Genomic DNA, 26,816 nt, shown 5'->3' with positions numbered 1-26,816 from the left:
CCCGTACGGGCGGACATAGGTGATGAATGATCAGCCGTGTGACCTTGGCGTGACCTGGGATACATCGCCTTGTGATGATCGAGTGCCCTCGCTATGTTCACCGGCAAACCTTGTCGCCATAGGGCCATAGCGCCATAGGAGAGGTCAATCGCATGCGTTCCGGTAATGGTCGACACCGTCGCCCCCGTCAGGCTCCGGCCATCATCGTCGCGGCGGGGGTCACGGGAGCGGGCCTCGCCATGCCCCTCTTCGGGGCGACCGGCGCACAGGCCGCGCAGACCGCCACATGGGATCACGTCGCCGAGTGCGAGAGCGGCGGTATGTGGAGCGCCAACGAGGGCAACGGCTTCTACGGCGGGCTCCAGCTGACCCTCGACATGTGGAAGAAGTACGGCGGCACGGAGTACGCCCCGCGCCCCGACCTCGCCAGCCGCTCCCAGCAGATATCCGTCGCCGAGGCGATCCTCGGCGACCGCGGCCCCGACGCCTGGCCGAGTTGTGCGCTGGGCGCCGGGCTCACCGACGGCGGCGGCGCCCCCGATGTGGACCCCGGCACCACGGCCACCTCGGACCCGGGGGCGGGGCGTGGCGATGACGACCCGGGGGACCGGGGGCGGGACGGCTCCTCCTCGGACGCCGACCGTTCGGGGACGTCCGACGGCGCCGACAGGCAGGACGCGCCGGACGCGTCCGGGTCGGCCGAGGACCCGGAGGCGCCCCACACCTCCAAGTCCCCCGACGGGTTGGACGGCTCCGCCTCGGACGACCCGGCGGCGGATGATGCGGATGCGGACGGCCCCTCGGGCTCGGACCGCCCCTCGGCGTCGGACGACTCCAGGACCCCCTCGGCCGACCCGTCGCCCTCCGGCCGCCACCGCGGCTCCCCGGACGCCGGAGAGGGGGCCGACGACGGCGACGCCGGGAGCGCACGGCCCTCCGGGCGCCATGCCTCGCGCGGCGCTTCGGACCGCGACGAGGGCTCCACGGACGGCGATTACACTGTTCGCCCCGGTGACAACCTGTCAGGGATCGCCGAGCACCAGAATGTGTCCCGGGGTTGGGAAGGGCTCTACGAGTCCAACGAGGACCTCATCGGGACCGACCCCGATCTGATCATCCCTGGTCAGCGACTTGACCTGACCATCAGGGAGCAGTGATTCGGGGGGAATTGCCCGATCTGGACCCGGTGAGACATACATCTCGTCACATTTTCCGGGGCGCGCCTCGTGTCCGATCCCTCCTCACCCGGCCCCACCTGCGTCGATGTGGGCCGGGTGAGATCAATTACAGCCCCATTCGCTGCCCTTGGGGTGTTTGAACGTTCTTGGCAGGTGTGTTTAACGTCTTTCCGCTCGCCACCGCGGGCACCGTCGATCGTCACGCCGAATCCTGCCGGCGGTCGGGGGGAAACCGACGCGTCAGCGCCGAAGGCAGGAGCGGGGGACCCAAGGTAGGTGCCGAGTGGCCTGTGGACACGGGCTTGTCGGCTAGGGGTGAAGCCGGGAGCGACCATCGCGACCGGCCGGGCAACTCACGTCCGAACCCGACAGCTCACCTCGTAGGCGTCGGTGAGGAAACGAACCAAAATGCTCAAGTCCAACGGGAAGCACCGCCGCCCCTCCAAGGCCACCCGTATCGCCGCGCTCACCGGTCTCGCCGGTGCCGCCGTGGCGGCACCGCTCATCGGGGCGACCTCCGCCTCCGCGGCCACCACCTCGCAGTGGGACCAGGTCGCGCAGTGCGAGTCCGGTGGCAACTGGTCGATCAACACCGGCAACGGCTACTTCGGCGGCTTGCAGTTCTCGAGCTCCACCTGGGCCGCCTACGGCGGCACGGCCTACGCCTCCACCGCGGACAAGGCCAGCAAGGCCCAGCAGATCCAGATCGCCGAGAAGGTCCTGGGCAGCCAGGGCAAGGGCGCCTGGCCGGTCTGCGGCAAGGGTCTGACCTCCGGCGGCAGCCCGTCCGCCCCGTCCGCCCCGTCCGCGCCGTCCGCGCCCTCCGGGTCGCAGGACCAGTCCTCGGCGACCACCAAGTCCGCCCCGGCCGCCCAGTCGGCGCAGCCGAAGGCCCAGCCGAAGGCGCAGCCGCGCACCGCGCCCGAGCACGCCGCGCGGCAGCAGACCCGTGGCCCGATCAAGAAGGGTGACGGCGAGTACAAGGTCAAGTCCGGCGACACCCTCGGCAAGATCGCCAAGGCTCACGACGTCAAGGGCGGCTGGAAGAAGGTCTTCGAGCTGAACAAGGACATCGTGGAGCAGGCCGACCTGATCTTCCCGGGCCAGCAGCTGCACCTCCGCTGAGCCACGGCCACGGTCATGGCCGCGGCCCCGGTCACAGCCACGGTCATGGTCACGGCCCCGGTCTGAGGACTCCCCCCGGGGACCCCAGCTGAGGCCGGCTCCCGAGAACGAGCCCCGGCCGGGCGTGCCGCCCCTATGGCGCGCCCTGCCGGGGCTTTCCCAATGCGCAGGAATTCTGGATTTTGATCCAGAATCTGGCGTTTTGTATCGCGCCCCTGTCTCGTGGGGCGGGCGAACGCGGGGCGCAGCCCTCCCGGCCCGTTAGGCTCGTGCTGCTACCGCAGACCCATACGAAGGAGAACCTCGTGCCGTCCATCGACGTCGTCGTAGCTCGCGAGATCCTCGACTCGCGAGGCAACCCCACGGTCGAGGTCGAGGTCGGCCTCGACGACGGCAGCACCGGCCGTGCCGCCGTGCCGTCCGGCGCCTCCACCGGCGCCTTCGAGGCCCTCGAGCTCCGTGACGGCGACAAGAACCGCTACAACGGCAAGGGCGTGGAGAAGGCCGTCCTCGCCGTGATCGAGCAGATCGGCCCCGAGCTGGTCGGCTATGACGCCACCGAGCAGCGGCTGATCGACCAGGCGATGTTCGACCTGGACGCCACCCCGGACAAGTCCTCGCTCGGTGCCAACGCGATCCTCGGCGTCTCCCTCGCCGTCGCGCACGCCGCCTCCGAGGCGTCCGACCTCCCCCTCTTCCGTTACCTCGGCGGCCCGAACGCCCATCTGCTGCCGGTGCCGATGATGAACATCCTCAACGGCGGGTCGCACGCCGACTCCAATGTGGACATCCAGGAGTTCATGATCGCGCCGATCGGCGCGGAGTCCTTCTCCGAGGCCCTGCGCTGGGGCGCCGAGGTCTACCACACCCTGAAGTCCGTGCTGAAGGAGCGCGGTCTGTCCACCGGCCTCGGCGACGAGGGCGGCTTCGCGCCGAACCTCGGCTCCAACCGCGAGGCCCTCGACCTGATCCTCGAAGCGGTCAAGAAGGCCGGCTACCAGCCGGGCCAGGACATCGCGCTCGCGCTGGACGTCGCCGCCTCCGAGTTCTACAAGGACGGCACGTACCAGTTCGAGGGCCAGTCCCGCTCCGCCGCCGAGATGACCTCGTACTACGCCGAGCTGGTCGCCGCGTACCCGCTGGTCTCCATCGAGGACCCGCTGAACGAGGAGGACTGGGACGGCTGGAAGACCATCACCGAGCAGCTCGGCGACAAGGTCCAGCTGGTCGGCGACGACCTCTTCGTCACCAACCCCGAGCGGCTGTCCCGCGGTATCGACAGCGACACCGCGAACGCCCTGCTGGTCAAGGTCAACCAGATCGGCTCGCTGACCGAGACCCTCGACGCGGTCGAGCTGGCCCAGCGCAACGGCTACAAGTGCATGATGTCGCACCGCTCCGGTGAGACCGAGGACGTCACCATCGCCGACCTGGCCGTCGCCACCAACTGCGGCCAGATCAAGACCGGTGCCCCGGCCCGCTCCGAGCGGGTGGCCAAGTACAACCAGCTGCTGCGCATCGAGGAGATCCTCGACGACGCCGCGGTGTACGCGGGCCGTTCCGCCTTCCCGCGCTTCAAGGGCTGAGCGGACACGTCTGACGCCTGTCCCCGGCCGCGGTCCCGTACCGTGGCCGGGGACGGCGTCGCTCGACGGCGTTACCCAAGCGAAGTCATCACCGGGGAGGCGACGTGCCGGCGGATCGGGAACGGTTCTCCACCGCGACCAGGCTCAAGGCGCTCGGCGAGCACGCCGCCGCCCGGGTCTACCGGGTGCGCACCAAGCGCCGCCGCGGCCGGCTGACCGGCCGGGCCGCCCTGCTCGCGCTGGTCGTCTGCTCCCTCGTCGTGGCGCTCGCCTATCCGATGCGGCAGTACATCTCCCAGCGCTCCGACATCGCCGAGCAGCGGCACGAGGCCCAGCGGGCCCGCGAGGACGTGAAGAAGCTGCGGGAGCGGAAGGCCCGGCTGCGCGACCCCGCCTACACCGAGCAGCAGGCCCGGGAGCGGCTGCACTTCCTGATGCCGGGGGAGACCGGCTACAGCGTGGTGGACGGCGCCGGCTCCACCGAGCACTCCACCGACCAGGGCGCGGCCGGCCGCCCCTGGTACACCAACCTCTGGGACGCCGTGGACACGGCGGACGCGGCGGGGGCGGGCGGCGCGCGCCGCTGAGGCGCCGCGCTCCGGCCGCCGGCCGCACCCGGCGTTCGAATCGAAACGAAGAAGAAGAGCTTTCCCACTCATGGATACGCCCCCGCCCCAGACGGAGCCCACCGCGCCCACCGACGCGGACATCCACGCCGTACGGGAGCAGCTGAACCGGGTGCCCCGGGGCCTGCGCGCCATCGCGCACCGCTGCCCCTGCGGCAATCCGGACGTCGTGGAGACCGCGCCGCGGCTCGAGGACGGTACGCCCTTCCCCACCCTCTACTACCTGACCTGTCCGCGCGCCGCGTCCGCGATCGGCACGCTGGAGGCCGAGGGCGTGATGAAGGAGATGACGGCCCGGCTGGGCACCGCCCCCGAGCTGGCCGCCGCCTACCGCGCCGCCCACGAGGACTACATCGCGCGCCGCGACGCCGTCGAGGTGCTCCAGGGCTTCCCCAGCGCGGGCGGCATGCCGGACCGGGTGAAGTGCCTGCATGTGCTGGTGGCCCACTCCCTCGCGGCCGGTCCCGGGGTCAATCCGCTGGGGGACGAGGCGATCGCGATGCTGCCGGAGTGGTGGCGCAAGGGCCCGTGTGTGAGCCCCTGCCAGACCGAGGCCCCGGGCCGGGAGGAGAGCGCATGACCCGCGTCGCCGCCGTGGACTGCGGCACCAACTCGATCCGGCTCCTGGTGGCGGACGCCGATCCGGCCACCGGGGAGCTGATCGAGCTCGACCGCCGAATGAAGATCGTCCGGCTGGGCCAGGGCGTGGACCGCACGGGCCGGCTCGCCCCCGAGGCCCTGGAGCGCACCTTCGCCGCCTGCCGCGAGTACGCGGAGGTCGTACGCGAGCTGGGCGCCGAGCGGGTCCGCTTCGTGGCCACCTCCGCCTCCCGGGACGCCGAGAACCGCGAGGAGTTCGTGCGCGGGGTCGTGGAGATCCTGGGCGTGGAGCCCGAGGTGATCACCGGGGACCAGGAGGCGGAGTTCTCCTTCACCGGGGCCACCAAGGAGCTCACCGGCCATGACCATGTGGCCGGGCCGTACCTGGTGGTGGACATCGGCGGCGGTTCGACGGAGTTCGTCGAGGGCGGCGACGGGGTGCGGGCGGCCCGCAGCGTGGACATCGGCTGCGTCCGGCTGACCGAGCGCCATCTGGTGGTGGACGGCCGGATCACCGATCCTCCGACGGAGGATCAGATCGCCGCCATAAGGGCCGATGTGGAGCGGGCGCTGGACCTGGCCGAGCGCACCGTGCCGCTCAGCCGCGCCTGCCGTCCCGCGGACGGACACGCGCTGGTCGGTCTCGCCGGTTCGGTCACCACCGTGGCCGGGATCGCGCTGGGGCTGAAGGAGTACGACTCCTCCGCGATCCACCACTCCCGGATCACCCTCGGCCAGGTCCGTGAGATCACGGGCAGGCTGCTCGGCTCCAGTCACGCGGAGCGGGCGGAGATCCCGGTGATGCACCCGGGGCGGGTCGACGTGATCGGCGCGGGGGCGCTCATCCTGCTTTCGATCATGGAAAGGACCGGCGCCGAGGAGGTCGTGGTGAGCGAACACGACATCCTCGACGGGCTCGCCTGGAGCATCGCCTGAGCGGGCGGAATAACGTATGAGCGGCCGCGGAACCCCCGTCGGGGGCCCTCCGCGAGCCGCCTCCGAGAAAGTTCGTGAAACTCTTCACATGAAAAAGGCGCCTGGTGGCCGCCCCGATGCGGCGCTCTGGGGCGGTTTCGGCGGCCGGGCCCCGTAACTGACCGGATCGTGAGGTGTCAGGGCGGTGTTCGGTGTCCTCGCGCGGACCGTCTGGTCTACTCGCGCGTTCAGTCACAAGCCCTGTTCAGAGGGGTGGGAACGTCTCGATCCGGCCAGTGGTTCCGCTGTGCCGGTATGGCGTCCATCACGGGGGCGGCGGAGTGTAGCAGATACCTCCACCATGCTTGTGAAGGGGCTCACGAGGTCCCCCCCAAGGGGTGCTGGATACTCGAATCATGAGCACCACGGAGCGTCCCAGGATCCTCGTTGTAGGCGGTGGGTACGTTGGCTTGTACGCGGCGCGCCGCATTCTGAAGAAGATGCGGTACGGCGAGGCGACCGTCACGGTCGTCGACCCTCGCTCGTACATGACGTACCAGCCCTTCCTCCCCGAAGCTGCGGCCGGCAGCATCTCCCCGCGCCACGTCGTGGTTCCGCTGCGGCGCGTGCTCCCCAAGGCGGAGGTCCTCACCGGCCGCGTGTCGACCATAGACCAGGACCGCAAGGTCGCCGTCATCCAGCCGCTCGTCGGCGAGACGTACGAGCTGCCCTTCGACTACCTGGTCGTCGCCCTCGGCGCGGTCTCCCGCACCTTCCCGATCCCCGGTCTCGCTGAGAACGGCATCGGTATGAAGGGCATAGAGGAGGCCATCGGCCTGCGCAACCACGTCCTCGAGCAGCTCGACAAGGCCGACTCCACCACGGACGAGGAGATCCGCCGCAAGGCGCTCACCTTCGTCTTCGTCGGCGGTGGCTTCGCCGGCGCGGAGACCATCGGCGAGGTCGAGGACATGGCCCGTGACGCGGCCAAGTACTACCCCAACGTCAAGCGCGAGGACATGCGCTTCGTCCTCGTCGACGCCGCCGACAAGATCCTCCCCGAGGTCGGCCCGAAGCTCGGCAAGTGGGGTCTTGAGCACCTCCAGAAGCGCGGTATCGAGGTCTACCTCGAGACCTCGATGAACTCCTGCGTCGACGGCCATGTCGTCCTCAAGAACGGCCTCGAGGTCGACTCCAACACCATCGTGTGGACCGCGGGCGTCAAGCCCAACCCGGCGCTGGCCCGGTTCGGTCTCCCGCTCGGCCCGCGCGGCCATGTGGACACCGCCCCGAGCCTCCAGGTCCAGGGCAGCGACTACATCTGGGCCGCCGGCGACAACGCCCAGGTCCCGGACCTCGCCGCCGGCGAGGGCGCCTGGTGCCCGCCGAACGCCCAGCACGCGCTGCGCCAGGCCAAGGTCCTCGGTGACAACGTGATCTCCGGTATGCGGGGCTTCCCGCAGAAGGAGTACAAGCACGCCAACAAGGGCGCCGTCGCGGGTCTGGGCCTCCACAAGGGCGTCGCGATGATCGTCTTCGGCAAGATGAAGATCAAGCTGAAGGGCCGCCTGGCCTGGTACATGCACCGTGGCTACCACGGCATGGCCATGCCGACCTTCAACCGGAAGATCCGGGTGCTCGCCGACTGGACGCTGGGGATGTTCCTCAAGCGCGAGGTCGTCTCGCTCGGCGCCATCGAGAACCCCCGCGAGGAGTTCTACGAGGCCGCCTCCCCGGTCAGCGCCGCCACCGCGGCCAAGCCCGCGGCCCCGGCCGAGAAGGCCAAGGCGTCCTGACCGTACGGGCCCGCCCGGCCCGCCCAGACGGGCGCGAACCGCACAACTGAACGCCGAGGGCGTCCGCCATCCGTGGGGCGGACGCCCTTACGTCTGCCCCCGGACGCCCTCCAATGGCCCGCTTTTGAAGCTGTTTTGCCGATTCCAGACGTGTCGGCGGGACTGTACGGCGGGTTCCATGGTGTTTACGTGGTGAGTGAATCTTCCTGACTCGCCATCACGGAGGTGCGAAATGGCCGACGCCGCTGGGCGGATCGCCACCCTGGCCGAGGAGGTGCTGGGGACCCCTCTCCCGATCCGCGTCCGCGCCTGGGACCACAGCGAGACCGGCCCGCCCGGCGCGCCCACCCTGGTCATCCGGCGCCGCCGGGCGCTGCGCAGGATCCTGTGGCGGCCGGGCGAGCTGGGCCTGGCCCGCGCCTGGGTCGCGGGGGACCTCGATGTCGAGGGCGATCTGTACGACGCGCTGGACCGGCTGTCCGGGCTGCTGTGGGAGCGCGGCCCCGCCACCGCGCCGCGGTCCCGGCTGCGCACCGGCCTCCAGGCGCTGCGCGCCCCCGGGCTGCGCACCGCCGCCCTGGAGATGATCGCGCTCGCCGGGCCGGGGCTGCCGCCGCCCCCGCCGCGCGAGGAGGCCAGGACCACCCTCGGTCCGCTGCACTCCCTGCGCCGCGACCGTAAGGCCATCAGCCACCACTACGACGTCGGCAACGACTTCTACGAGCTGGTGCTCGGCCCCTCGATGGTCTACTCCTGCGCCTACTGGGACCGGGCGGACTCCACGCTGGAGGAGGCCCAGCGCGCCAAGCTGGACCTGGTCTGCCGCAAGCTGGCGCTGAAGCCCGGTCAGCGACTGCTGGACGTGGGGTGCGGTTGGGGCTCGATGGTGCTGCACGCGGCGCGCGAGTACGGGGTGCGCGCCGTCGGCGTCACGCTCTCCGAGGAGCAGGCGGCGTACGCCCGTAAGCGCATCGCGGACGCCGGGCTCACCGACCAGGTGGAGATCCGGGTGCAGGACTACCGCGAGGTTCCGGACGGGCCCTACGACGCCATCTCCTCGATCGGCATGGCCGAGCACGTGGGCGCCGTGCGGTACGCCGAGTACACCGCCATCCTGCACCGGCTGCTGCGGCCCGGCGGGCGGCTGCTCAACCACCAGATCGCCCGGCGCCCCCAGCCGGACGAAGGGGCGTACCACGTGGACGAGTTCATCGACCGCTATGTCTTCCCCGACGGTGAGCTCGCCCCGGTCGGCCGGACCGTGGCCCAGCTGGAGGAGGCGGGCTTCGAGGTGCGCGACGTGGAGGCCATCCGTGAGCACTACGCGCTCACGCTGCGCCGCTGGGTCGCCAACCTGGAGCGGTCCTGGGCCCAGGCCGTGCGGCTGACCTCCCCGGGCCGGGCCCGGGTCTGGCGGCTCTACATGGCGGCCTCCGCCCTCTCCTTCGAGCGCAACCGGATCGGGGTCAACCAGATCCTCGCCGTCCGTACCCCCGAGGGCGGGGCCTCGGGGCTTCCGCTGCGGGCCCGCGACTGGCGCGGCTGAAACCGGCCGTAACGCGGACGTCCCCGTCCGCCCCTCAGAGGGGCGGACGGGGACGTCCCGGGTCCGGCTCGCCGCTGTGCGGCCCGCTCGGCTGCTCGGCTACTCGGCCTTGATGGCGGCCAGCACGTTGAGCTTGGCGGCCCGCCGGGCCGGCCACAGCGCCGCGATGACGCCCACGAGGGCGGCCATCAGCAGGAACAGCCCCATCCGGGCCCACGGAAGCACCAGCTCGTAGCTCGGCAGCTCGGTGGCGATCAGCTCACCGGCCGCCCAGCCGAAGAAGACGCCGAGCCCGAGGCCGAGCACCCCGCCGAAGAGCGAGATGACCAGCGACTCCAGCCGCACCATCCGCTTGACGCCGCCCCGGTCCAGGCCGATCGCCCGCAGCATGCCGATCTCCTTGGACCGCTCGAAGACCGACATCGCCAGGGTGTTGATGACACCGAGCACGGCGACGATCACGGCCATGGCGAGCAGCCCGTAGAGCATGTTCAGCATCAGGGTGAAGGCGCTGGCGATCTCGTCCGAGGTGTCCTGCTTGTTCTGGATCTTGATCGCCGGGTTCTCGCCGAGCGTCTTCTTCAGCAGGTCCTTGTTGTTCTCCGTGGCGCCGCCCTTGGTCTTCAGCATCACCTGGAAGTCCGCGACGGTGGTCATGTGCGGGGTGACCGTGGCGCTGTCGACCATGACGCCGCGGATCATCTGGTTGCCCTCGAAGACACCGCCCACGGTCAGCTTGCCGCTGCGGCCGTCCTCGTAGGTCACCGGGATGGTGGAGCCGACCTTCCAGTGGTGCTCATCGGCGATCTTGTCGTCGATGAGGGCCTTGGTGCCCCCGAGCGCGGCGAACGAGCCCTCGGTGAAGTCCACCTTCACCAGGTCCTTGATGGCCTTCGGGTCGACGCCCGTCAGGGAGTCGGAGTCGCCGGCGATCCGGGCCGGGGAGGAGCGCAGCGGGCTGATCGTGGTGACCTCGGGCAGTTTCGCCAGGGTCTTGGACACCTCGGGCGACAGCGGCCGCCCGCCGGTCCCGCCGCCCCCGCCCATGCTGACGACGTAGTCGGACTTCAGCCCGTCGGCCGCCATCTTGTCGATCCCCTTCTGCATGGATCCAGCGATCACCGTCATACCGGTGATCAAAGTGAGACCCACCATCAGGGCGGAGGCGGTTGCGGCGGTGCGGCGCGGGTTGCGCACCGCGTTCTGCCGGGCCAGCTTGCCGGGCATCCCGAAGATCCGCAGCACCGGGCCGGCGGCCGCGATCAGCGGCCGGGACAGCAGCGGGGTGAGCACGAAGATGCCGATCACCAGGACGGCCGCGCCGAACGCCATCGGGCCCTGGCCGTCGCCGCCCATGCCCGCACCGGCGACCACCAGCGCGGCACCGGCCGCGGCGAGGATCGAGCCGATGGTGTTGCGCAGCACCAGACCGCGGGTGGTCGGCGCGGCGTGCACGCTGTTCATCGCGGCGACCGGCGGGATCTTGGCGGCGCGGCGGCCGGGCAGCCAGGCGGAGAGGACGGTCACCACGACACCCACGACCACCGAGGCCAGCACCGTGGTCGGCGCGATGATCAGCGGACCGTCCGGGACCTTGGCCCCGGTGGAGTTGAGCACCGAGCGCAGTACGGCGCCGATGCCGACACCGGCGGCGAGACCCACCACGGCCGCGACGGCGCCCACGACGGTGGCCTCGATCAGCACCGAGCGGGTGACCTGACGGCGGGTCGCACCCACCGCGCGCATCAGGGCGAGCTCCCTGGTGCGCTGGGCGACCAGCATGGAGAAGGTGTTGACGATGATGAAGATGCCGACGAAGAGCGCGATACCGGCGAACACCAGCATCGCGGTCTGCATGCTGCTCATGCCCTCTTCGATCGCCTTGGCCTGGTCCTTGGCGAGCTTCTTGGCGGTGGTGGCCTTGGCCTGCTCGGGCAGGATCTTGTCGATCGACGACTTCAGGGTGGACTGCGAGGTGCCCGCGTCGGCCTTCACATCGATCTCGTCGAACTGCCCGGGCTTGCCGAACAGCTTCTGCGCGGTGGCCGTGTCATACAGCGCGAGGGTGCCGCCCGCAGCGACATTGCCGTCGTCGGTGGTGAAGACGCCGACGACCTTCTCGGTGCGCACCGGGCCGTCGACGGAGACCCGGATGGAGTCCCCGGCCTTGTAGTGGCCGCGCTCGGCGGTCCTGGAGTCGAGCGCGATCTCACCCGCGGCCTTGGGGGCGCGGCCCTCGGTCATGTTGTACCGGGGGTCCTTGCCGCCCGAGCCCGGGTAGTAGTTGCCGCCGAGGTTGGGGAAGCCGCTGCCGAGCAGGTCGCCCTTCTTGTCGGCGAGGGCGGAGGAGCCCTTCACCACACCGAAGGCGGAGGTGGCGCCGGGCGCCTTGGACGCCTGGTCCAGCAGCCGCTGGCTCAGCCGGGGCGCGTCACCGGGGTTGGCGGAGTCGTCGTCCTTCTTGTCGGGCGTGATGGCGACGTCGACGCCCTTGAAGCCCTTCTGGGAGCTCTTCTGGTAGGCGTCGGAGATGGTGTTGGTGAAGACCAGGGTGCCGGCGACGAAGGCCACGCCGAGCATCACGGCGAGCACGGTCATCAGCAACCGGGCCTTGTGCGCAAGCACATTGCGCAGGGCTGTACGGAGCATGAGGTGTCAGTCCTGAGGGGGTGGAGTGGGGGAGTGCGGGGCGGCGTGCTGGTACGGGCGCGCGCCCCGCGTCAGCTCGTACGGCCCTTGGCGTCGAAGCGCTTCATGCGGTCCAGTACCGAGTCGGCGGTGGGGTTCCGCAGCTCGTCCACGATCCGGCCGTCGGCGAGGAAGACCACCCGATCGGAGTAGGACGCGGCGACCGGGTCATGGGTCACCATCACGATCGTCTGGCCCAGCTCACGCACCGAGTTGCGGAGGAAGCCCAGGACCTCGGCGCCGGAGCGGGAGTCCAGGTTGCCGGTCGGCTCGTCGGCGAAGATGATCTCCGGCTGGCCGGCCAGGGCGCGGGCCACGGCGACGCGCTGCTGCTGACCACCCGACAGCTGGTTGGGGCGGTGCTTGAGCCGGCCGGCCAGACCGACCGTGGCCACCACCTGGTCCAGCCACGCCTGGTCGGCCTTGCGGCCCGCGATGTCCATCGGGAGGGTGATGTTCTCCAGCGCGTTCAGCGTCGGCAGCAGGTTGAATGCCTGGAAGATGAAGCCGATCTTGTCGCGGCGCAGCTGGGTGAGCTTCTTGTCCTTGAGCGTGGTCAGTTCGACGTCGCCGATCCGGGCCGAGCCGCTGGAGATGGTGTCGAGACCCGCCATGCAGTGCATCAGCGTGGACTTGCCGGAGCCGGAGGGGCCCATGATCGCGGTGAACTCCGCCTGGCGGAACTCGACGGAGACCGAGTCCAGGGCGATTACCTGGGTCTCGCCCTCGCCGTAGACCTTGCTCAGGTCCGTGGCGCGGGCGGCTGCCGCGGCGGAGTGGGCGGTGGTTTGGACGCCGAGGGGCATGGTGGTCACGGTGAATGACTCCTGTCGTGCTCTGCGGGAGTGGGCGGGACGTCACTCCATGGTTCCGGTTGTGAAGGGGGACGGGATCAGCCCGTGCTCCCGTTCTCGTGGGGGTCTCGCGATGTAGGTGGTGTTGGCGGAGTCCTCCTCAAGGAGGAGAGGACGCCCCATCCGGGGCGTCGAGATTGCGTCAATCCCCAGTTAATGGGGGTTCAGGGCATATCGCCAGGTCCAATGGCCGTCGGCATCTTTGGGTACCCCGCCCCGCTGCTGATGCACCCTCAGTTGCCAATAAAATAAGACAACCTCGGGCCGAGGATTCGCTGTGCGGGGGCATGTCCCCGGATAGGCTCGTGCTGCTCTCTTCCAGGGGAGGGCCGTATGCGCACCGTACGGCCCAGGGGGAACCGCTGCCCGGATGGTGGAATGCAGACACGGCGAGCTTAAACCTCGCTGCCCCTCGCGGGCGTACCGGTTCAAGTCCGGTTCCGGGCACCTTCAGATCCGGTGGGCGCACTCAGCGTGTGTGGATGGTCGCCCCAGGTGCGTGCGCGGGGCCCGCAGGGGCCTCGCGCGGCCTCTTCTTGCATGAAAAGATCCTCCTTGGGCACTAGGGTGCTTTCTTTGCTTACCCATTACTCTTGAGTCAAGGTCGCGCTCGGCGGCCACGGAGGAGTGAGATGAGGAGCAGCAACCCGGTCTTCTCGCGACGGGGGTTCAGCCGCAGCGGCGGCTACGCCGGTTTCGGCGCGGCGCCGCAGGCCGGGAGCCCCGCCGCCGGTCAGGCCAATCCGTACGCGGGCGGTACCCCGTACGCGCAGACACAGGCGCCCACGAACCCCTACGCGGCGGGCGACCAGCAGAATCTGACCCCCGAACAGCTCCAGCAGATGTACGGCGCGCCGCCGGCGGGCCCGCTTCAGACCGGCCGGATGACGATGGACGACGTCGTCATGCGCACCGGTATGACCCTCGGTACCGTCATCGTCGCCGCCGCGGCCGCGTGGATCGCGCAGCTTCCGGTGGGCGTGGGCTTCGGCGCCGCGCTCGTGGCGATGGTGCTCGGCCTCGTCCAGTCGTTCAAGCGCACGGCCTCGCCCGCGCTGATCATGGGTTACGCCCTCTTCGAGGGCCTCTTCCTCGGCGTTATCAGCCAGGTGTACAACGAGCGCTGGTCCGGCATCCCGATGCAGGCCGTGCTCGGCACGATGGCCGTGTTCGTCGGTGTGCTCGTCGCGTACAAGACCCGCCTCATCCGGGTGAACGCGCGATTCCAGCGCTTTGTGCTCGCCGCCGCCATCGGGTTCATCCTGCTGATGGCGGTCAACCTGCTGTTTGCCGCCATCGGCGGCGGGGACGGCCTCGGCTTCCGCAGCGGTGGCCTCGGCATCGTCTTCGGCCTCGTCGGCGTCGTGCTCGGCGCGGCGTTCCTGGCGATGGACTTCAAGCAGGTCGAGGACGGTGTCCGGTACGGCGCTCCGCGCGAGGAGTCCTGGCTGGCCGCCTTCGGGCTGACGCTCTCGCTGGTGTGGATCTACCTGGAGCTGCTCCGGCTGATCTCGATCTTCAGGGACTAGCGACTAGCACTAGCGCCCCTGAGCGTCGCGTAGCACGTAGAAGGGCCCGCGGAGGCGAAGACCTCCGCGGGCCCTTCTTCCTGTACGGCTTAAGCCGCTCCGTTCGGTGGGTCTGTCATACACGCTTCTGCCTCCGGGCAGCGGGCTACAGCAGCTTGCGGGCCGCGCGCCTCAAGTCGTGTTCATGGATGATGGCCTTCGCATGGCCGTAGGCGAGCTGGTGCTCGCCGCGCAGCCAGCTGACCTTCTCCTCGAATCGGAAGAAAGCGGGGCCCTCGTCGACCGTGCGCAGCCAGTCTGCGACTTCACGGCCCGTGCACTGGGGGATGCGGGAGAGTAGGTTCCGGTGAGTCTCGTCGGAGAAGATTTGGGACATCGGCGCCTCCGGACGCTTCCATGCCGGACCCGGTTCCATAGCCCGGGTTTCCTTCAGCTCACCGTGCCTGAGTGTTCGCCCGTTGGCAACAGTCCCTCAGTGGCGCATACGCTCGGAGCGTGGATGATGTCTCCCCCCTCCTGACCGCCGTCGACCGGCTCGCCGACCGGTTGCGCGCCCTTCCGCAGTCCCGGCTGCGCGCGGGCGCGGCGGCCGAAGGGCTGGCCCTGGCCAGGGAATTGTCGGTGCGCGCACAGCGGCTCGAGGAGCCGGGAACCCCGCTGCGGATCATGCCCGACGCGGGGCTTTTCGTGGTCGCCGACCAGGTGGCGGTGGCCGGACATGATTTGGTGCACGCGCTGGAGCGTGCGCCGGGCGGCGCCGGGGGCGACGAGGCGGCGCGGGGGGCCGCCGAGGCGGTGGCGCTCGTGGTGGAGGCGGCGGGGCGCTGCGGCGTCTGAGGGCCCGCTTGCGGCCCGGGGCCTACTTGCGGTCTGAGGTCCCCTTGCGGCCTGAGGAGCCCGCTTGCGGCCCGAGGGCCCGCCCCGGGGAGCTGTGTCCCTTACAGCGAGGCGATGACGCGGTCGGCGAGGACGTACACGTTCTCCTCGCCGCAACCGAACGTGAGCGCATAAGCACCGGAGACGCCCGAGCCGCCGAGCAGCACCGGGGCGGTGCCCTCGCGCAGCGCGTCCGCCAGCCGCTCGGCCGTCTCCCGGTGGCCCGGGGTCATGCAGATCGTGGTGCCGTCGGCGAAGACGTAGACATCGAGGGTGCCGAGGGGCCCGGGCCGCACATCGGACAGCGGGGTGCGGGCGTCGGCCAGCTCGGTGAGCCGGGTCACCGTACGGTCGTGGTCGGCGACCGGTGACGACGGGGCGAAGTCGGGGTGGGACGGATGGCGACGGCGGGCCGCCGCCAGCTCGGCCGACTCCCGGGGCTCGGCCGCGGGCTCCGCCCCTGCGCCCAGCTCCAGCTCCACCTCGGACTCGACCTCGGGCTCCTGGTCCCCATAGGAGTCCATGGCGTCGGGGCCCAGCGCGTCCAGCCCGAGCAGCGGTTCGAGCCCGGCCAGGTCTGCCTGGCGAGGCACGAAGAGCTGCGCGTCCTGGGAGGCGTCCTCGAACCCGCCCGGCCCGCTCAGCAGCGAATGGGCGTCGGCCGCTCCGGCGGAGTCCCTGGCCTCCTGGGCGGCCCAGAACGCCCGCGCCTCGGCCAGCTCGCGCTCCCGCTCCTCGGCCAGCGCGTCGGCGACGGCCGCGCGTATCTCGGCGACCGGGGTGGCGCGGGGCGCGGGCACCGTCGGGCCGCCCTCCTCGCCGCCGCCTCCGCCGCCCGTCCGGGGGCCGGCGGTCACGGTGGCCGCGAGCTCGGCGCGCAGCTCACTGATCTGCCGGCGCACACCGCGCGCGGTGTGCAAGGCAGCCGCCCCTACGGCCGTGGCGGTCACCGCGGCCAGGAGGAGGACAAGACTCGTGGGGCTCACTGACGTACTCCCGGTTGGCTGTAGATCCCCCGAATTCCTACCTCAGCTTGAGGCTTATCGCCTCTCGACGTCAGTGCATACCATCACCAAATGGGCAGAATTCGGTACCGGGCGGGCCTTTGGTCACCGGTGCTGAGCTGGGCAGACGGCTCTCCCCCAGGACTTTTGTCACATCCTGGGGGAGATTCGGTCACGGCCCGGATCGAACCAGTGTCGCAGACGCGCCGCGGCGGGGCCGCGGGGCCCGGGTCGGCTCGGCCGCGTGGAACAGCCCGCCGCGGGCGTCACGATCCGCCGGGCACCTGCTAGCTCAGGCGCTCGATGACCATGGCCATGCCCTGGCCGCCGCCGACGCACATGGTCTCCAGGCCGAACTGCTTGTCGTGGAACTGGAGCGAATTGATCAGCGTGCCGGTGATCCGGGCGCCGGTCATGCCGAAGGGGTGGCCCACGGCGATCGCGCCACCGTTGACGTTGAGACGGTCCAGGTCGATGCCCAGGTCGCGGTAGGACGGGATGACCTGCGCGGCGAACGCCTCGTTGATCTCCACCAGGTCGATGTCGCCGATCGACATCCCCGCGCGGGCCAGCGCCTGCTTGGACGCCTCGACCGGGCCGTAGCCCATGATCTCGGGGGAGAGGCCGGTGACGCCGGTGGACACGATCCGCGCCAGCGGGGTCACGCCCAGCTCCCGCGCCTTGGTGTCGGACATGATCACCAGCGCCGCGGCGCCGTCGTTGAGCGGGCAGCAGTTGCCCGCGGTGATCCGGCCGTCGGGGCGGAAGACCGGCTTCAGGCCCTGCACCCCCTCCAGGGTGGTGCCCGCGCGGGGGCCGTCGTCCTGGCTGACGACCGTGCCGTCGGGGGTGGTCACCGGGGTGATCTCCCGCTCCCAGAAGCCCTTCTTGATGGCCTCCTCGGCGAGGTTCTGGGACCGCACGCCGAACTCGTCCATCTCCTCGCGGGTGACCCCCTTGAGCCGGGCCAGGTTCTCCGCCGTCTGGCCCATCGCGATGTACGGGTCGGGCAGCAGGTCGTCCTCGCGCGGGTCGTGCCAGTCGGAGCCCTCCTGCTCGGCGCGCGCGACCGTACGGGCCTCGGCCTCCGCGAACAGCGGGTTGTGGGTGTCCGGCAGCCCGTCCGAGGTGCCCTTCTTCGACCGCGAGACCATCTCGACGCCCGCCGAGATGAAGACGTCGCCCTCGCCCGCCTTGATGGCGTGCAGCGCCATCCGCGAGGTCTGGAGGGAGGAGGAGCAGTAGCGGGTGATCGTACAGCCGGGGAGGTGGTCCATCCCCATCTGCACGGCCACGATCCGACCCAGGTTGTGCCCCTGCTCACCGCCCGGGAGCCCGCAGCCGAGCATCAGGTCGTCGATCTCGCGGGGGTCGAGCTCGGGGACCTTGGCGAGCGCGGCCTGGATGATCTCGGCGGTGAGGTCGTCCGGCCTCAGATCCTTGAGCGAGCCCTTGAAGGCGCGGCCGATGGGGGAACGGGCGGCAGAGACGATCACTGCTTCGGGCATCACGGCTCCAGGGGGGCGGGGTGCGGGCGGGACTCCGAGGGAAGTTACCCGTACGTATCGGCAGGGTCACGGGGTGCGGGCTGTGACACCGGACTCTTTTTTCCAAGCGTACGCTCAGCGACTCGGGGTTTCGCCTGGGGTGCGCCCTTTTCGCGCATGGGGTCTGGCTGCGCGGCTCGCCCCGGGTGCGGCGCCGTCTCGCGCCTTCGGCGCAATTGAGCAGCGGGGCAGGGGTGCCGGGGCCGGGATGCGCCGCCGGGCGCCGGACCGGTGGTGGCGGCGGCCGGTGGCGGCTTCCGTGCTCGGGGGCCGGGATCCCTCCGGGCTGCGGGCGGCAGGGGTTCGGTACCCCCTCTCCAAAACGCTTGATCTGGCGCAACTAATACATCAAGCGATTCCCTGAGAGGGCCCCCGCCCGCTGTCCGGTTTCGGCTCCGGCCCCCAGCCGGGGAAGCCGTCGCCGGCCTTCGCGCCCATCGGCCCGGCGCCCGGCGGAGGGGGCCCGGCCCGGCACCCCCGACCCATGCTCAATTGCGCCGAAGGCGCGAGACGAAAGCCGCACCTGGCCGAGTAGATCAGCCCGCACCCGGAGGGGTGCGCCGGGCCGGGCCCGGGTGGGCGGCTGGGGCCTCACCCCGGGGCGGCGGGCCCGCGCAAGGTCAGCAGCCCGAAGGGGGCGGGGACGTCGGGGACGGTGCGTCGGGGGAGCCGGAGACGGCCGCGGGCTCCTTCGTGGCGGGGCCCTGGCGGCGCAGCAGACGGGCCCAGGGGCCGCGGGCCGCGGTGACCTCCGTGCCGCCCTCCGCGGCCGCCTCGGCCGCCGCCGTGGCGACCGGCAGGATGCCCTCGTCGAGCGTCTCCGGCGCCTCCTCGGGCCACAGGCCCAGCGAGTCGCACAGGGTCGGCAGGACGGCCATCGCGGCCGTGGCGTACCCCTCCGCCGAGGGGTGGTAGTTGTCCGGGCCGAAGAGCTCCCGCGGATTCGCCGCGAACTCCGGGCCCAGCAGATCGCCCAGCGAGACCGTGCGCCCGCCCTGCTCGACCACCCCGATCGTCTGCGCGGCGGCCAGCTGTCGGCTCAGCCGCCGCGCGATCCAGCGCAGCGGCTGATAGACGGGCTCGATCGTGCCGAGGTCGGGACAGGTGCCCACGATCACCTCGCAACCGCTGTCGCGCAGTCTGCGCACCGCGTCCGACAGCAGCCGCACCGATTTGGCGGGCGGCATCCGACGGGTGACGTCATTGGCGCCGATCATGATCACGCATACGTCGGGGAGCAGGTCCGGATCCTCCAGCACCAGCGTGACCTGGCGCTCCAGGTCGCTGGACTGTGCCCCCGGCAGCGCCACGTTCCGCAGGTCCACCGGGCGCTCCGCGACCGCCGCCAGCCCCGAGGCGAGCAGCGCGCCCGGTGTCTGACTAGGGCGGTGGACGCCCTGCCCGGCGGCCGTGGAGTCGCCGAGAAAGGCCAGCCGCAAGGGTGACTGGCCGGTCCTGCGGGCGAAGGCGAAGCCATATCGCCCGTCCGCGCGCGGAGGCGGGTCGTCCGACCCGCCCACGACCCGCTTCGCATGGGACACCTCAGTGAGCAACAGCACGGCGGTCACCCCGCCCAGCAGCCCGATCCCGCCGCCCCCGTACGCCGCCGCGGCGGCGATCCGCCGCGCCACCCTCGCCCTCGACATCGACATGGGTCCAGCCCACCTCCGTCCGCACGCGTACGCGCTTCTTTCTCCTTTGTACGCCTTGCTAACAACTTGTTGCCCCGTGCAGGCTTCGTCCCAACGCACCGGCCGGAGGGCGGTGGCGCGCAATAAGCTGACAGCACGGCCCCGCGACGGCGGCCGCCCCGACGCGGAGATCCCGCGGAACCGGACCAGGAGCAGGTGTGCAGTACTACGAATCGATGATTGAGCTGGTCGGCAACACCCCGCTGGTGAAGCTCAACACCGTGACCGAAGGCATCCGGGCGACCGTCCTGGCCAAGGTCGAATACTTCAACCCCGGCGGCTCGGTGAAGGACCGGATCGCGGTCCGGATGATAGAGGCCGCCGAGCGCTCCGGGGAGCTGAAGCCGGGCGGCACCATCGTGGAGCCGACCTCCGGCAACACCGGTGTGGGCCTCGCCATGGTCGCCCAGCGCAAGGGCTACAAGTGCGTCTTCGTCTGCCCGGACAAGGTGTCCACGGACAAGATCAATGTGCTGCGGGCCTACGGCGCCGAGGTCGTGGTCTGCCCCACCGCGGTGGACCCCGAGCACCCCGACTCGTACTACAACGTCTCCGACCGGCTGGTCCGCGAGACGCCGGGCGCCTGGAAGCCCGACCAGTACAGCAACCCGAACAACCCGCTCTCCCACTACGAGACCACCGGCCCCGAGCTGTGGGAGCAGACCGAAGGCAAGATCACCCACTTCGTGGCGGGCGTCGGCACCGGCGGCACGATCTCCGGCACCGGCCGCTATCTGAAGGAGGCCAGCGAGGGCCGGGTCCAGGTGATCGGCGCCGACCCCGAGGGCTCGGTCTACTCCGGCGGCTCCGGCCGCCCGTATCTGATCGAGGGCGTCGGCGAGGACTTCTGGCCGACCGCGTACGACCAGACCGTCGCGGACGAGATCGTCGCCGTCTCCGACAAGGACGCCTTCCAGATGACGCGGCGGCTGGCCAAGGAGGAGGGACTGCTGGTCGGCGGCTCCTGCGGGATGGCCGTGGTGGGCGCGCTGAAGGTCGCCGAGCGGCTCGGCCCGGACGATGTGGTGGTCGTCCTGCTGCCCGACAGCGGCCGCGGCTATCTCTCCAAGATCTTCAACGATGAGTGGATGGCCGACTACGGCTTCCTCGAGGAGGACGGCCCCTCGGTGCGGGTCGGCGATGTGCTCCAGGGCAAGGAGGGCGGGCTGCCCTCGCTGGTCCATATGCACCCGGACGAGACGGTGGGCGAGGCCATCGACGTACTGCGGGAGTACGGCGTCTCGCAGATGCCGATCGTCAAGCCGGGCGCCGGCCACCCGGATGTGATGGCCGCCGAGGTCATCGGCTCGGTGGTGGAACGCGAGCTGCTGGACGCCCTGTTCGCGAAGCGCGCGGAGCTGACCGACCCGCTGGAGAAGCACATGAGCCCGCCGCTGCCGCATGTCGGCTCCGGTGAGCCGGTCGAGGACCTGATGGCGGTGCTGGGCGCGGCGGACGCGGCGATCGTGCTGGTGGAGGGCAAGCCGAAGGGTGTGGTGAGCCGGCAGGACCTGCTGGCGTACCTGGCCAACGGCCCGAAGTGAGGGCCCGTAAGGACCCCAACGCCCCCTTCGGGCAAGTGGTACGAACGTGTCACGCGCCCGCAGCACAGGGTTAACACAGCTCCGGCAGATTAGTGGGCGTCGGAAGGACGACACCGACACCCGAGACAAGGCGACAGGACCTCCGGAGCGGCTCCCGGACCTCCATGGTCGCCTGGACGCGGAATTCCGGCCCTGACCCGGCCCGCGTCCCCGCGGGGACCGCCGTCGTCCCGCCCTCGGTGGCTTGTCACCGGGGTGCGGCGGTCCCCGCGCAGACTTCTCTAGTCCCTGCTCTTCTCCTGCCCATGGCCCCGGCGGAGCCGGGAGAAGGCCCCCATGGCATGAACGGCGTTGACGCCGAAGACTCCGGCCCAGGTGATCAGCAGGCCCGGCAGGCCCTCGTTCACGACGCCGATGGCCGACAGCGGGATGGCCAGCACCAGGGAGACCCCGACGAAGGCGAAGCGCTCGCCGACGCCCAGGCCGTGGGCCTGGTCCGCGGGCGCGCCGGTGGCGTACGGGCGGCTGCCGCGGGCCGTCGCCATCTGCTGTTCGGCGAGCTGGCGGCGGACATGGCGGTCCGCCGTATCGTTGAAGCGCTGCTCGACCTTCTCCATGAAGGAGTCGACCAGCTCCGACTCGTACTCCGCACCCAGCTCCTTACGGGTTTGCAGGGCCGCGTCGAGTTCCTTATTCAGATCCGGGTCACGGGCGTCCATGCTTAGGAACGGTACGGTCGCGGGGACGCTTTGTCGGTAGGGCTAGCCCCCGAAACCAGCCCCCGAAACCAGCCCCCGAAACCAGGCCCCGAAGCCAGCCCCCCGGAAGACGCGCGGGACGGAGAAGCACCCCCGGCCCGCTGTGGAAGGAGTCAGTTCCGTGACCGCACCTCTCCTCACGTCCCTCGCATCGCCCGGCGACGACCGCCCCGACGCGCTGAGCATCGGCGGCCGCGCGCTCTCGCGCGAGGAACTGCTCGGGGCCGCGGGCGCGGTGGCGGCTCGTATCGCCGGTGCGCCGGTCGTCGCGGTCCGGGCGACCGCGACCCCGGAGACGGTGGTCGCGGTGGTCGGCGCGCTGCTGGCCGGGGTGCCGGTGGTGCCCGTACCGCCGGACTCAGGTCCGGCCGAACGCGACCACATACTGCGGGACTCGGGCGCCACCCTGCTGCTCACCGGGGAGGCCGTGGACGCCCCGGTCGAGACCGTCCCGGTGGACCCGACCGAGCGCGCCGCGTGGACGAAGGCGGAGCCGGACCCGGAGTCCACGGCGTTCATCCTCTACACCTCGGGCACCACGGGGGCGCCCAAGGGCGCGCTGATCTCCCGGCGGGCGGTGGCCGCCGACCTGGACGGGCTGGCCGAGGCATGGGCCTGGACGCCGGACGACACCCTGGTCCACGGCCTGCCGCTGTTCCATGTGCACGGCCTGGTCCTCGGCGTCCTCGGCGCACTCCGCACCGGCAGCCGCCTCGTCCACACCGGCAAGCCGACCCCGGCGGCGTACGCGGCGGCGAACGGCAGCCTCTACTTCGGCGTCCCCACCGTCTGGAACCGCATCGTCCAGGACCCGGACTCCGCCCGCGCCCTGGCCTCGGCCCGGCTGCTGGTCTCCGGCAGCGCCCCGCTGCCCGCCCCCGTCTTCCGCGAGCTGGAACGGCTCACCGGCCAGCGCCCCATCGAGCGCTACGGCATGACCGAGACCCTCATCACCCTCAGCACCCGCGCCGACGGCGAGCGCCGCCCTGGCTACGTCGGCACCCCGCTCTCGGGCATCCGCACCCGGATCGCCGCCGAGGAGGGCGCCGAGATCGGCGAGCTCCAGCTGACCGGCCCGACCCTCTTCGACGGCTACCTCAACCGCCCCGAGGCCACGGCCGGTTCGTACACCGAGGACGGCTGGTTCCGCACGGGCGACATCGCCGCCATCGACCCGGACGGCTTCCACCGCATCGTGGGCCGCGCCTCCACCGACATGATCAAGTCCGGCGGCTACCGCATCGGCGCGGGCGAGGTCGAGAACGCCCTGCTGGACCACCCGGCCGTCCGCGAGGCCGCCGTCGTCGGCGCCCCGCACGAGGACCTGGGTCAGGAGATCGTCGCGTATGTCGTGGCCGACGGCATCGGTGAACAGGAGCTGATCGACTTCGTGGCCTCCCAGCTCTCCGTCCACAAGCGCCCCCGCAAGGTGCGCTTCCTGGAGGCCCTGCCCCGCAACGCCATGGGCAAGCCCCAGAAGAAGCTCCTGCCCCCGGCCTGATCCGGGCCGTCCAGCGACCGTCCCGACGACCGAACGCGAGAGAAGAGGCGGATCGTGATGGACAGGGCAGCAAAAGGACAGCGGCTCATGAGCATGCGCGTGCGGGTGCCCGGCCGCCAGGAGGAATTCCCGGAGGAACGCGGGGCGGCGCCGCGGCGGGTGCCGGTCTGGTATGCGCACTCCGCGCCGGCCGCGACCCGCGCGGCCGAGGAGGCCGGTCTCGATGTGATCGCCTGAAGGCTTCCCGCGGTGCTGCAGAGCGCGCATATGCTCCTGAACCCGTTCGAGGAATGGCTCCCCATGGGCCGCATCGGACTGCGCGCCGCCCGCAGGCTGGGCGACCGCACCGCGGAGGCCGAGCGTCAGCGCCATTCAGCGGGACCGCGGGCAGCCGGAGGAGGCGCTGCGGTCCGCACAGGGCGCGCTGGACATCGCCCTCACCCACCGCAACCACATGCGGGAGGGGTACTGGCTGCTGGAGCCGGGCCGGGCGCGGCAGGCCAACGGTGCGTTCGACGCCGCCCTGGTCTCGTTCCAGCGGGCCGCCTCCCTCCAGCGACGCCTCGGCGACCGGGCGTGGCAGGCGCGGGCGCGGGAGGCGCGGGCGTGGGACGGCGCGGGGGAGACGTACCGGCGGCTTGGGCGGCCCGGCGAGGCGGCCGATTTCTACCGCCGCGCCGCGGCGACCCACCGGGAGTTGGACGACCTGTGGCACACGGCGCTCTCCCTCGACGGTCTCGCCGGTGCGCTGCGAGAGGCCGATGAGGCTGACGGGGCCGAGGAGGCGCGGCGGCACTGGGCCGCGGCCCTGAGCGCGCTGGCCTCCTCCGACGACCCCCGGGCAGCCGGGGCGCGGGAGCGCATCGTCGCCGCCCTGAGATGACGAGGGCGCGGGCCGGTGCCAGGGCATGGGGCACTCCGGAGGGCGACCGTCCGGTCTTCCTCGCCGCCGGCGGGCGCGCGCGTGGCTCAGGCGGGGACTTCGAACCCCAGCGTTCGCAGTCCGGCTTCCGCGGCCTGCTGATCCTGCTCGGCACTGCCGCCGGAGACGCCCAAACCGCCGATTGACTCGCCGAGTTCGATGACGGGATAGCCGCCGCCGACGGCCATGAGCCGAGGATGGTGGGAGAGAGGGGCGACCTGAGGGTCGGTTACGTAGGAATTCCAGACGTGGGTGGCGCTGCGGAAGGAGGCTGCCGTCCATGCCTTGTCGACGGCGACCTCGGCGGCGAGGAACGGTACGTCGTCGGCGCGTTCGAACGCCTTCAGATGACCGCCGGCGTCTGTGACCGCGATGGCGGCTTCGAATCCGATGTTCTCGGCAGCCGCGCGCACAGCCGCGATGAGTTCGGCGGCGGAGGAGCGGGTGATCGAAGGTGTGGGCAGGGAATGCGTCCGGGTGACGTTCTGCATCAAAATCCTCTCTACTGGCAAAGATCATTTTCGGTCGGCTGCCGCGTTGTCATCCCGCGGCGGCGCCGTCCCATCCGGTGGTGGTCAACCAGTCGCCGAAGGTGGCGAGTTCGGGGTGCAGGGCGCGCAGGGCCTGCAGATCCCGGTCCCGGGAGAGGAGGTCGTGGTCCTGGAAAAAGGCGAACATCGCGGCCAGGTCGTGGCCGATCCCTGGTAGAGACCGGCTGAACTCGTCGAGATCCACCGCCTGGTAGACGCTCGGCACACCGGTCGCCTTCTCGAACGCCGCCGCGATCTGGTCACCGGTGAGGGCGTCGGCGGCGATGCGCAGGGTCCGGCCGCCCCAGTCGTCCCAGTGGTCGAGCTGGTGGCGGGCGAAGAAGGCGATGTCGTCGAGCGCGATCAAGGGCCAGCGGCCGGCCCGGCCCAGCGGCAGGGCGAATACGAGGCCCTCCCGTCCGTCGGGCAGCCGGGCCCGCTGCGGCGCCAGGCTGTACAGGTTCTCGAAGTATGGTGCGGTCACCAGGACGGCGACGTGCCGCGAGTACCAGCCGTCGGTCTCCTGACGCATGGCCTCTTCGGAGCGCTGCAGCGCGATGTGGGCCTCCACGGCGGCCTTCGCGTCGTAATGGGGGACCGGGATACGCCCGTCGGTGAGGATGGCGGCGTTGTCCAGTGACGACCAGACGAACCGGTCCACCCCGGCCTGCTGCGCCGCGTGCAGGGCCCGCAGCCCCTGTGCGTACTCCTGCTGAGGGCTGGCGGTGGCGAAGAAGTCGGTATTGCAGAAGACCTGGTCGACACCTTGGAACGCGGTCTTCAGGGACTGCTCGTCGTCCAGGTCGCCGCGGACCGGCCGAATGTCACCGGGGGTGTTCTCGACCAGGCCACGGGCCCGCTCCGAGGACGGGTTCCGCGTCAGCACCCGCACGACGGTGCCGGTCCGTGCGGCGAGGGCGCGGACGATCCGGGTGCCCATGGTCCCGGTGCCCCCGACCACGAGTGCGGTCGTCGACGTCACCGCGCCACCTCCAGCACGAGCTTGCCGCGGGTGCGGTTGGTCTCGCCCAGCCGGTGCGCTTCGGCGGCCTGTTCCAGGGCGAAGCTGCGCTCGACCTCGACCCGGACCGCACCGGAGTCGACCAGGTCGGCGATGGCCGTCAGAGCGGCGGCGTCCGGCTCGACCAGCAGCGGGCTGGTGCGCACACCCGCCTGTCCGGAGGCAGTGGCCAGGGCGTCCGAGACACCGCCCGGGATGGAGACGATCAGGCCGCCTCTCCGGGTCACCGACACCGATCGCACGTCGGTGTCATCCGCGGCGCCGATCAGGTCGATGACGACATCGACCTTGCCGGTGGCCTCCTCGAACCGCTGCCGGGTGTAGTCGATTGTCTCGTCCGCGCCCAGTTCCTTGAGCCAGGCGTGCCGGGGCTCGCGGGCGGTCGCGATCACTTCGGCGCCAAGGTGCTTGGCGAACTGCACTGCCAAGTGCCCCACGCCACCGGCCGCGGCGTGCACCAACACCCGCTGCCCGGCGGTGACGCGCGCCGTGTCGACCAGGGTCTGCCAGGCGGTGAGCGCCGCGAGCGGCAGAGCCGCGGCCTCGACGTGCGAGAGCGAGACCGGCTTGCGGGCGAACTGACGGGACGGTGCCGTGACGAACTCGGCGTATCCGCCGGCCGGGCGCGGGAACCACGGCATGGCGTAGACCTCGTCACCGGGTGCGAGCGTGGTGACACCGAAGCCGGTCTCCTCGACGACGCCGGAGACGTCCCAGCCGAGGATCAGCGGCAGCGTCTGCAGCCCGGCCATCCCGTGGCCCGCGCGGGTCTTCCAGTCCACCGGGTTGATTCCGGCGGCGTGCACGCGCACCAGCACCTCGGTCGGCAGTGGCTCGGGGCGCGCGACCCGGCCGGCGGTCAGCACTTCCGGTCCACCGAACTCCTTGACGGTGACGGCGCGCATCGTCTGCTCGCTCATACTTTCCTCGCTCATATCCGCTTCGCATGTTCTTCGGTCCGGGCCGAGAGCCCAGGCAT

Annotated in this window: 24 protein-coding genes, 1 tRNA gene and 1 riboswitch; of the genes, 15 read left to right on the top strand and 10 right to left on the bottom strand. The window is 71.1% G+C overall.

The features are described 5' to 3' along the window. Positions 1-152 precede the first annotated feature (152 nt). From KHP12_RS23300 to KHP12_RS23265, 8 genes are all read left to right on the top strand, one after another. Positions 153-1,157: a LysM peptidoglycan-binding domain-containing protein gene (locus tag KHP12_RS23300; protein ID WP_210609387.1), complete on the top strand. Its 1,005-nt coding sequence runs from the start codon at positions 153-155 to the stop codon at positions 1,155-1,157. Between the two features lie 255 nt (positions 1,158-1,412). Next, positions 1,413-1,580, top strand: a riboswitch (cyclic di-AMP (ydaO/yuaA leader). A 6-nt stretch (positions 1,581-1,586) separates the two neighbouring features. Next, positions 1,587-2,303 carry a transglycosylase family protein gene (locus KHP12_RS23295; protein ID WP_211833651.1) on the top strand — a complete coding sequence of 239 codons (717 nt, stop codon included), beginning with the start codon at positions 1,587-1,589 and terminating at the stop codon, positions 2,301-2,303. Positions 2,304-2,608: 305 nt separating this feature from the next. After that, positions 2,609-3,889 carry a phosphopyruvate hydratase gene (eno, locus tag KHP12_RS23290; protein ID WP_086884820.1) on the top strand — a complete coding sequence of 427 codons (1,281 nt, stop codon included), beginning with the start codon at positions 2,609-2,611 and terminating at the stop codon, positions 3,887-3,889. A 104-nt stretch (positions 3,890-3,993) separates the two neighbouring features. Next, the gene (locus tag KHP12_RS23285; protein ID WP_037954434.1) at positions 3,994-4,476 is read left to right on the top strand and encodes an FtsB family cell division protein; all 483 of its coding nucleotides are present in this window, start codon (positions 3,994-3,996) and stop codon (positions 4,474-4,476) included. A 70-nt stretch (positions 4,477-4,546) separates the two neighbouring features. Further along, a complete protein-coding gene (locus KHP12_RS23280; protein WP_211833642.1) occupies positions 4,547-5,095 on the top strand; it encodes a DUF501 domain-containing protein in 549 nt (182 codons plus the stop codon). Beyond that, positions 5,092-6,051 carry a Ppx/GppA phosphatase family protein gene (locus KHP12_RS23275; RefSeq protein WP_211833640.1) on the top strand — a complete coding sequence of 320 codons (960 nt, stop codon included), beginning with the start codon at positions 5,092-5,094 and terminating at the stop codon, positions 6,049-6,051. Before KHP12_RS23280 ends, KHP12_RS23275 begins: the two co-directional genes overlap by 4 nt. Positions 6,052-6,446: 395 nt before the next feature. After that, on the top strand, positions 6,447-7,826 hold the full coding sequence (locus KHP12_RS23270; RefSeq protein ID WP_086884817.1) for an NAD(P)/FAD-dependent oxidoreductase: 1,380 nt from the start codon (positions 6,447-6,449) through the stop codon (positions 7,824-7,826). 232 nt (positions 7,827-8,058) lie between these two features. Beyond that, on the top strand, positions 8,059-9,372 hold the full coding sequence (locus tag KHP12_RS23265) for an SAM-dependent methyltransferase (RefSeq protein WP_086881283.1): 1,314 nt from the start codon (positions 8,059-8,061) through the stop codon (positions 9,370-9,372). Between the two features lie 99 nt (positions 9,373-9,471). Here KHP12_RS23265 and KHP12_RS23260 read toward each other — a convergent pair whose 3' ends face one another. Continuing rightward, positions 9,472-12,021, bottom strand: coding sequence for an ABC transporter permease (locus KHP12_RS23260; RefSeq protein ID WP_086881282.1), 2,550 nt, complete (start codon positions 12,019-12,021; stop codon positions 9,472-9,474). A gap of 71 nt (positions 12,022-12,092) precedes the next feature. Next, a complete protein-coding gene (locus KHP12_RS23255) occupies positions 12,093-12,875 on the bottom strand; it encodes an ABC transporter ATP-binding protein (RefSeq protein ID WP_086881281.1) in 783 nt (260 codons plus the stop codon). A 403-nt stretch (positions 12,876-13,278) separates the two neighbouring features. Between KHP12_RS23255 and KHP12_RS23250 the strand changes: the two genes are divergently transcribed. Together KHP12_RS23250 and KHP12_RS23245 are read left to right on the top strand one after the other, a co-directional pair. After that, positions 13,279-13,361, top strand: a tRNA-Leu gene (locus tag KHP12_RS23250). A gap of 185 nt (positions 13,362-13,546) precedes the next feature. Then, positions 13,547-14,443, top strand: a complete 897-nt coding sequence (locus KHP12_RS23245) for a Bax inhibitor-1/YccA family protein (RefSeq protein WP_086881280.1) — start codon at positions 13,547-13,549, stop codon at positions 14,441-14,443. Between the two features lie 145 nt (positions 14,444-14,588). Here the strand turns inward: KHP12_RS23245 and KHP12_RS23240 are convergent, their stop codons facing one another. Continuing rightward, a complete protein-coding gene (locus tag KHP12_RS23240; RefSeq protein WP_037954490.1) occupies positions 14,589-14,819 on the bottom strand; it encodes a DUF4287 domain-containing protein in 231 nt (76 codons plus the stop codon). Positions 14,820-14,938: 119 nt separating this feature from the next. Between KHP12_RS23240 and KHP12_RS23235 the strand changes: the two genes are divergently transcribed. Then, a complete protein-coding gene (locus KHP12_RS23235; RefSeq protein ID WP_086881279.1) occupies positions 14,939-15,280 on the top strand; it encodes a hypothetical protein in 342 nt (113 codons plus the stop codon). 101 nt (positions 15,281-15,381) lie between these two features. On the opposite strand, the gene KHP12_RS23230 is transcribed toward KHP12_RS23235, so the two are convergent. The 3 genes from KHP12_RS23230 to KHP12_RS23220 all read right to left on the bottom strand — a co-directional run bounded on the left by KHP12_RS23230 (position 15,382) and on the right by KHP12_RS23220 (position 19,522). Further along, positions 15,382-16,305 carry a hypothetical protein gene (locus KHP12_RS23230; RefSeq protein WP_086881278.1) on the bottom strand — a complete coding sequence of 308 codons (924 nt, stop codon included), beginning with the start codon at positions 16,303-16,305 and terminating at the stop codon, positions 15,382-15,384. A gap of 305 nt (positions 16,306-16,610) precedes the next feature. Beyond that, positions 16,611-17,831, bottom strand: coding sequence for an acetyl-CoA C-acetyltransferase (locus KHP12_RS23225; protein WP_037954408.1), 1,221 nt, complete (start codon positions 17,829-17,831; stop codon positions 16,611-16,613). A gap of 659 nt (positions 17,832-18,490) precedes the next feature. After that, positions 18,491-19,522 (bottom strand): SGNH/GDSL hydrolase family protein, encoded by a 1,032-nt coding sequence (locus KHP12_RS23220; RefSeq protein ID WP_037954405.1) that lies wholly within the window; start codon positions 19,520-19,522, stop codon positions 18,491-18,493. Positions 19,523-19,719: 197 nt separating this feature from the next. On the opposite strand from KHP12_RS23220, the gene KHP12_RS23215 reads away from it, so the two are divergent. Next, on the top strand, positions 19,720-21,105 hold the full coding sequence (locus KHP12_RS23215) for a cystathionine beta-synthase (protein WP_086886614.1): 1,386 nt from the start codon (positions 19,720-19,722) through the stop codon (positions 21,103-21,105). A 281-nt stretch (positions 21,106-21,386) separates the two neighbouring features. Here KHP12_RS23215 and KHP12_RS23210 read toward each other — a convergent pair whose 3' ends face one another. Further along, positions 21,387-21,824 (bottom strand): hypothetical protein, encoded by a 438-nt coding sequence (locus KHP12_RS23210; protein ID WP_210609385.1) that lies wholly within the window; start codon positions 21,822-21,824, stop codon positions 21,387-21,389. Positions 21,825-21,984: 160 nt separating this feature from the next. On the opposite strand from KHP12_RS23210, the gene KHP12_RS23205 reads away from it, so the two are divergent. The 3 genes from KHP12_RS23205 (at position 21,985) to KHP12_RS23195 (ending at position 24,247) form a co-directional block, all read left to right on the top strand. Continuing rightward, on the top strand, positions 21,985-23,364 hold the full coding sequence (locus KHP12_RS23205) for an acyl-CoA synthetase (RefSeq protein WP_210609383.1): 1,380 nt from the start codon (positions 21,985-21,987) through the stop codon (positions 23,362-23,364). A gap of 87 nt (positions 23,365-23,451) precedes the next feature. Next, positions 23,452-23,601, top strand: a complete 150-nt coding sequence (locus KHP12_RS23200; protein WP_208653280.1) for a hypothetical protein — start codon at positions 23,452-23,454, stop codon at positions 23,599-23,601. Between the two features lie 217 nt (positions 23,602-23,818). Then, positions 23,819-24,247, top strand: a complete 429-nt coding sequence (locus tag KHP12_RS23195; protein WP_208653281.1) for a tetratricopeptide repeat protein — start codon at positions 23,819-23,821, stop codon at positions 24,245-24,247. An 86-nt stretch (positions 24,248-24,333) separates the two neighbouring features. On the opposite strand, the gene KHP12_RS23190 is transcribed toward KHP12_RS23195, so the two are convergent. Genes KHP12_RS23190 through KHP12_RS23180 form a run of 3 tightly spaced genes read right to left on the bottom strand, consistent with a single transcriptional unit; the run spans position 24,334 to position 26,757 of the window. After that, positions 24,334-24,777 (bottom strand): GlcG/HbpS family heme-binding protein, encoded by a 444-nt coding sequence (locus tag KHP12_RS23190; RefSeq protein WP_086886217.1) that lies wholly within the window; start codon positions 24,775-24,777, stop codon positions 24,334-24,336. A 49-nt stretch (positions 24,778-24,826) separates the two neighbouring features. Next, the gene (locus tag KHP12_RS23185; protein ID WP_086886218.1) at positions 24,827-25,798 is read right to left on the bottom strand and encodes an NmrA/HSCARG family protein; all 972 of its coding nucleotides are present in this window, start codon (positions 25,796-25,798) and stop codon (positions 24,827-24,829) included. Beyond that, a complete protein-coding gene (locus tag KHP12_RS23180) occupies positions 25,795-26,757 on the bottom strand; it encodes an NADP-dependent oxidoreductase (RefSeq protein ID WP_086886219.1) in 963 nt (320 codons plus the stop codon). The genes KHP12_RS23185 and KHP12_RS23180 overlap by 4 nt, the downstream gene beginning before the upstream one ends. Positions 26,758-26,816 lie beyond the last annotated feature (59 nt).

The organism is Streptomyces asiaticus, from assembly GCF_018138715.1.
In the GTDB taxonomy this organism is placed as follows: Bacteria; Actinomycetota; Actinomycetes; order Streptomycetales; family Streptomycetaceae; genus Streptomyces; species Streptomyces asiaticus.
The sequence above is the reverse complement of the archived record's forward strand: the minus strand, read 5'-3'. Positions and strand labels throughout refer to the sequence as shown.

Bases quoted from the DNA above. Each gene is read 5' to 3' on its own strand.
- KHP12_RS23195 (WP_208653281.1), top strand. From the start codon at position 23,819: ATGCGGGAGGGGTACTGGCTGCTGGAGCCGGGCCGGGCGCGGCAGGCC.
- KHP12_RS23190 (WP_086886217.1), bottom strand. From the start codon at position 24,777: ATGCAGAACGTCACCCGGACGCATTCCCTGCCCACACCTTCGATCACC.
- KHP12_RS23265 (WP_086881283.1), top strand. From the start codon at position 8,059: ATGGCCGACGCCGCTGGGCGGATCGCCACCCTGGCCGAGGAGGTGCTG.
- KHP12_RS23210 (WP_210609385.1), bottom strand. From the start codon at position 21,824: ATGGACGCCCGTGACCCGGATCTGAATAAGGAACTCGACGCGGCCCTG.
- KHP12_RS23275 (WP_211833640.1), top strand. From the start codon at position 5,092: ATGACCCGCGTCGCCGCCGTGGACTGCGGCACCAACTCGATCCGGCTC.
- KHP12_RS23220 (WP_037954405.1), bottom strand. From the start codon at position 19,522: ATGTCGATGTCGAGGGCGAGGGTGGCGCGGCGGATCGCCGCCGCGGCG.
- KHP12_RS23180 (WP_086886219.1), bottom strand. From the start codon at position 26,757: ATGAGCGAGCAGACGATGCGCGCCGTCACCGTCAAGGAGTTCGGTGGA.
- KHP12_RS23260 (WP_086881282.1), bottom strand. From the start codon at position 12,021: ATGCTCCGTACAGCCCTGCGCAATGTGCTTGCGCACAAGGCCCGGTTG.
- KHP12_RS23225 (WP_037954408.1), bottom strand. From the start codon at position 17,831: ATGCCCGAAGCAGTGATCGTCTCTGCCGCCCGTTCCCCCATCGGCCGC.
- KHP12_RS23240 (WP_037954490.1), bottom strand. From the start codon at position 14,819: ATGTCCCAAATCTTCTCCGACGAGACTCACCGGAACCTACTCTCCCGC.
- KHP12_RS23200 (WP_208653280.1), top strand. From the start codon at position 23,452: ATGAGCATGCGCGTGCGGGTGCCCGGCCGCCAGGAGGAATTCCCGGAG.
- KHP12_RS23295 (WP_211833651.1), top strand. From the start codon at position 1,587: ATGCTCAAGTCCAACGGGAAGCACCGCCGCCCCTCCAAGGCCACCCGT.
- KHP12_RS23245 (WP_086881280.1), top strand. From the start codon at position 13,547: ATGAGGAGCAGCAACCCGGTCTTCTCGCGACGGGGGTTCAGCCGCAGC.
- KHP12_RS23280 (WP_211833642.1), top strand. From the start codon at position 4,547: ATGGATACGCCCCCGCCCCAGACGGAGCCCACCGCGCCCACCGACGCG.
- KHP12_RS23300 (WP_210609387.1), top strand. From the start codon at position 153: ATGCGTTCCGGTAATGGTCGACACCGTCGCCCCCGTCAGGCTCCGGCC.
- KHP12_RS23270 (WP_086884817.1), top strand. From the start codon at position 6,447: ATGAGCACCACGGAGCGTCCCAGGATCCTCGTTGTAGGCGGTGGGTAC.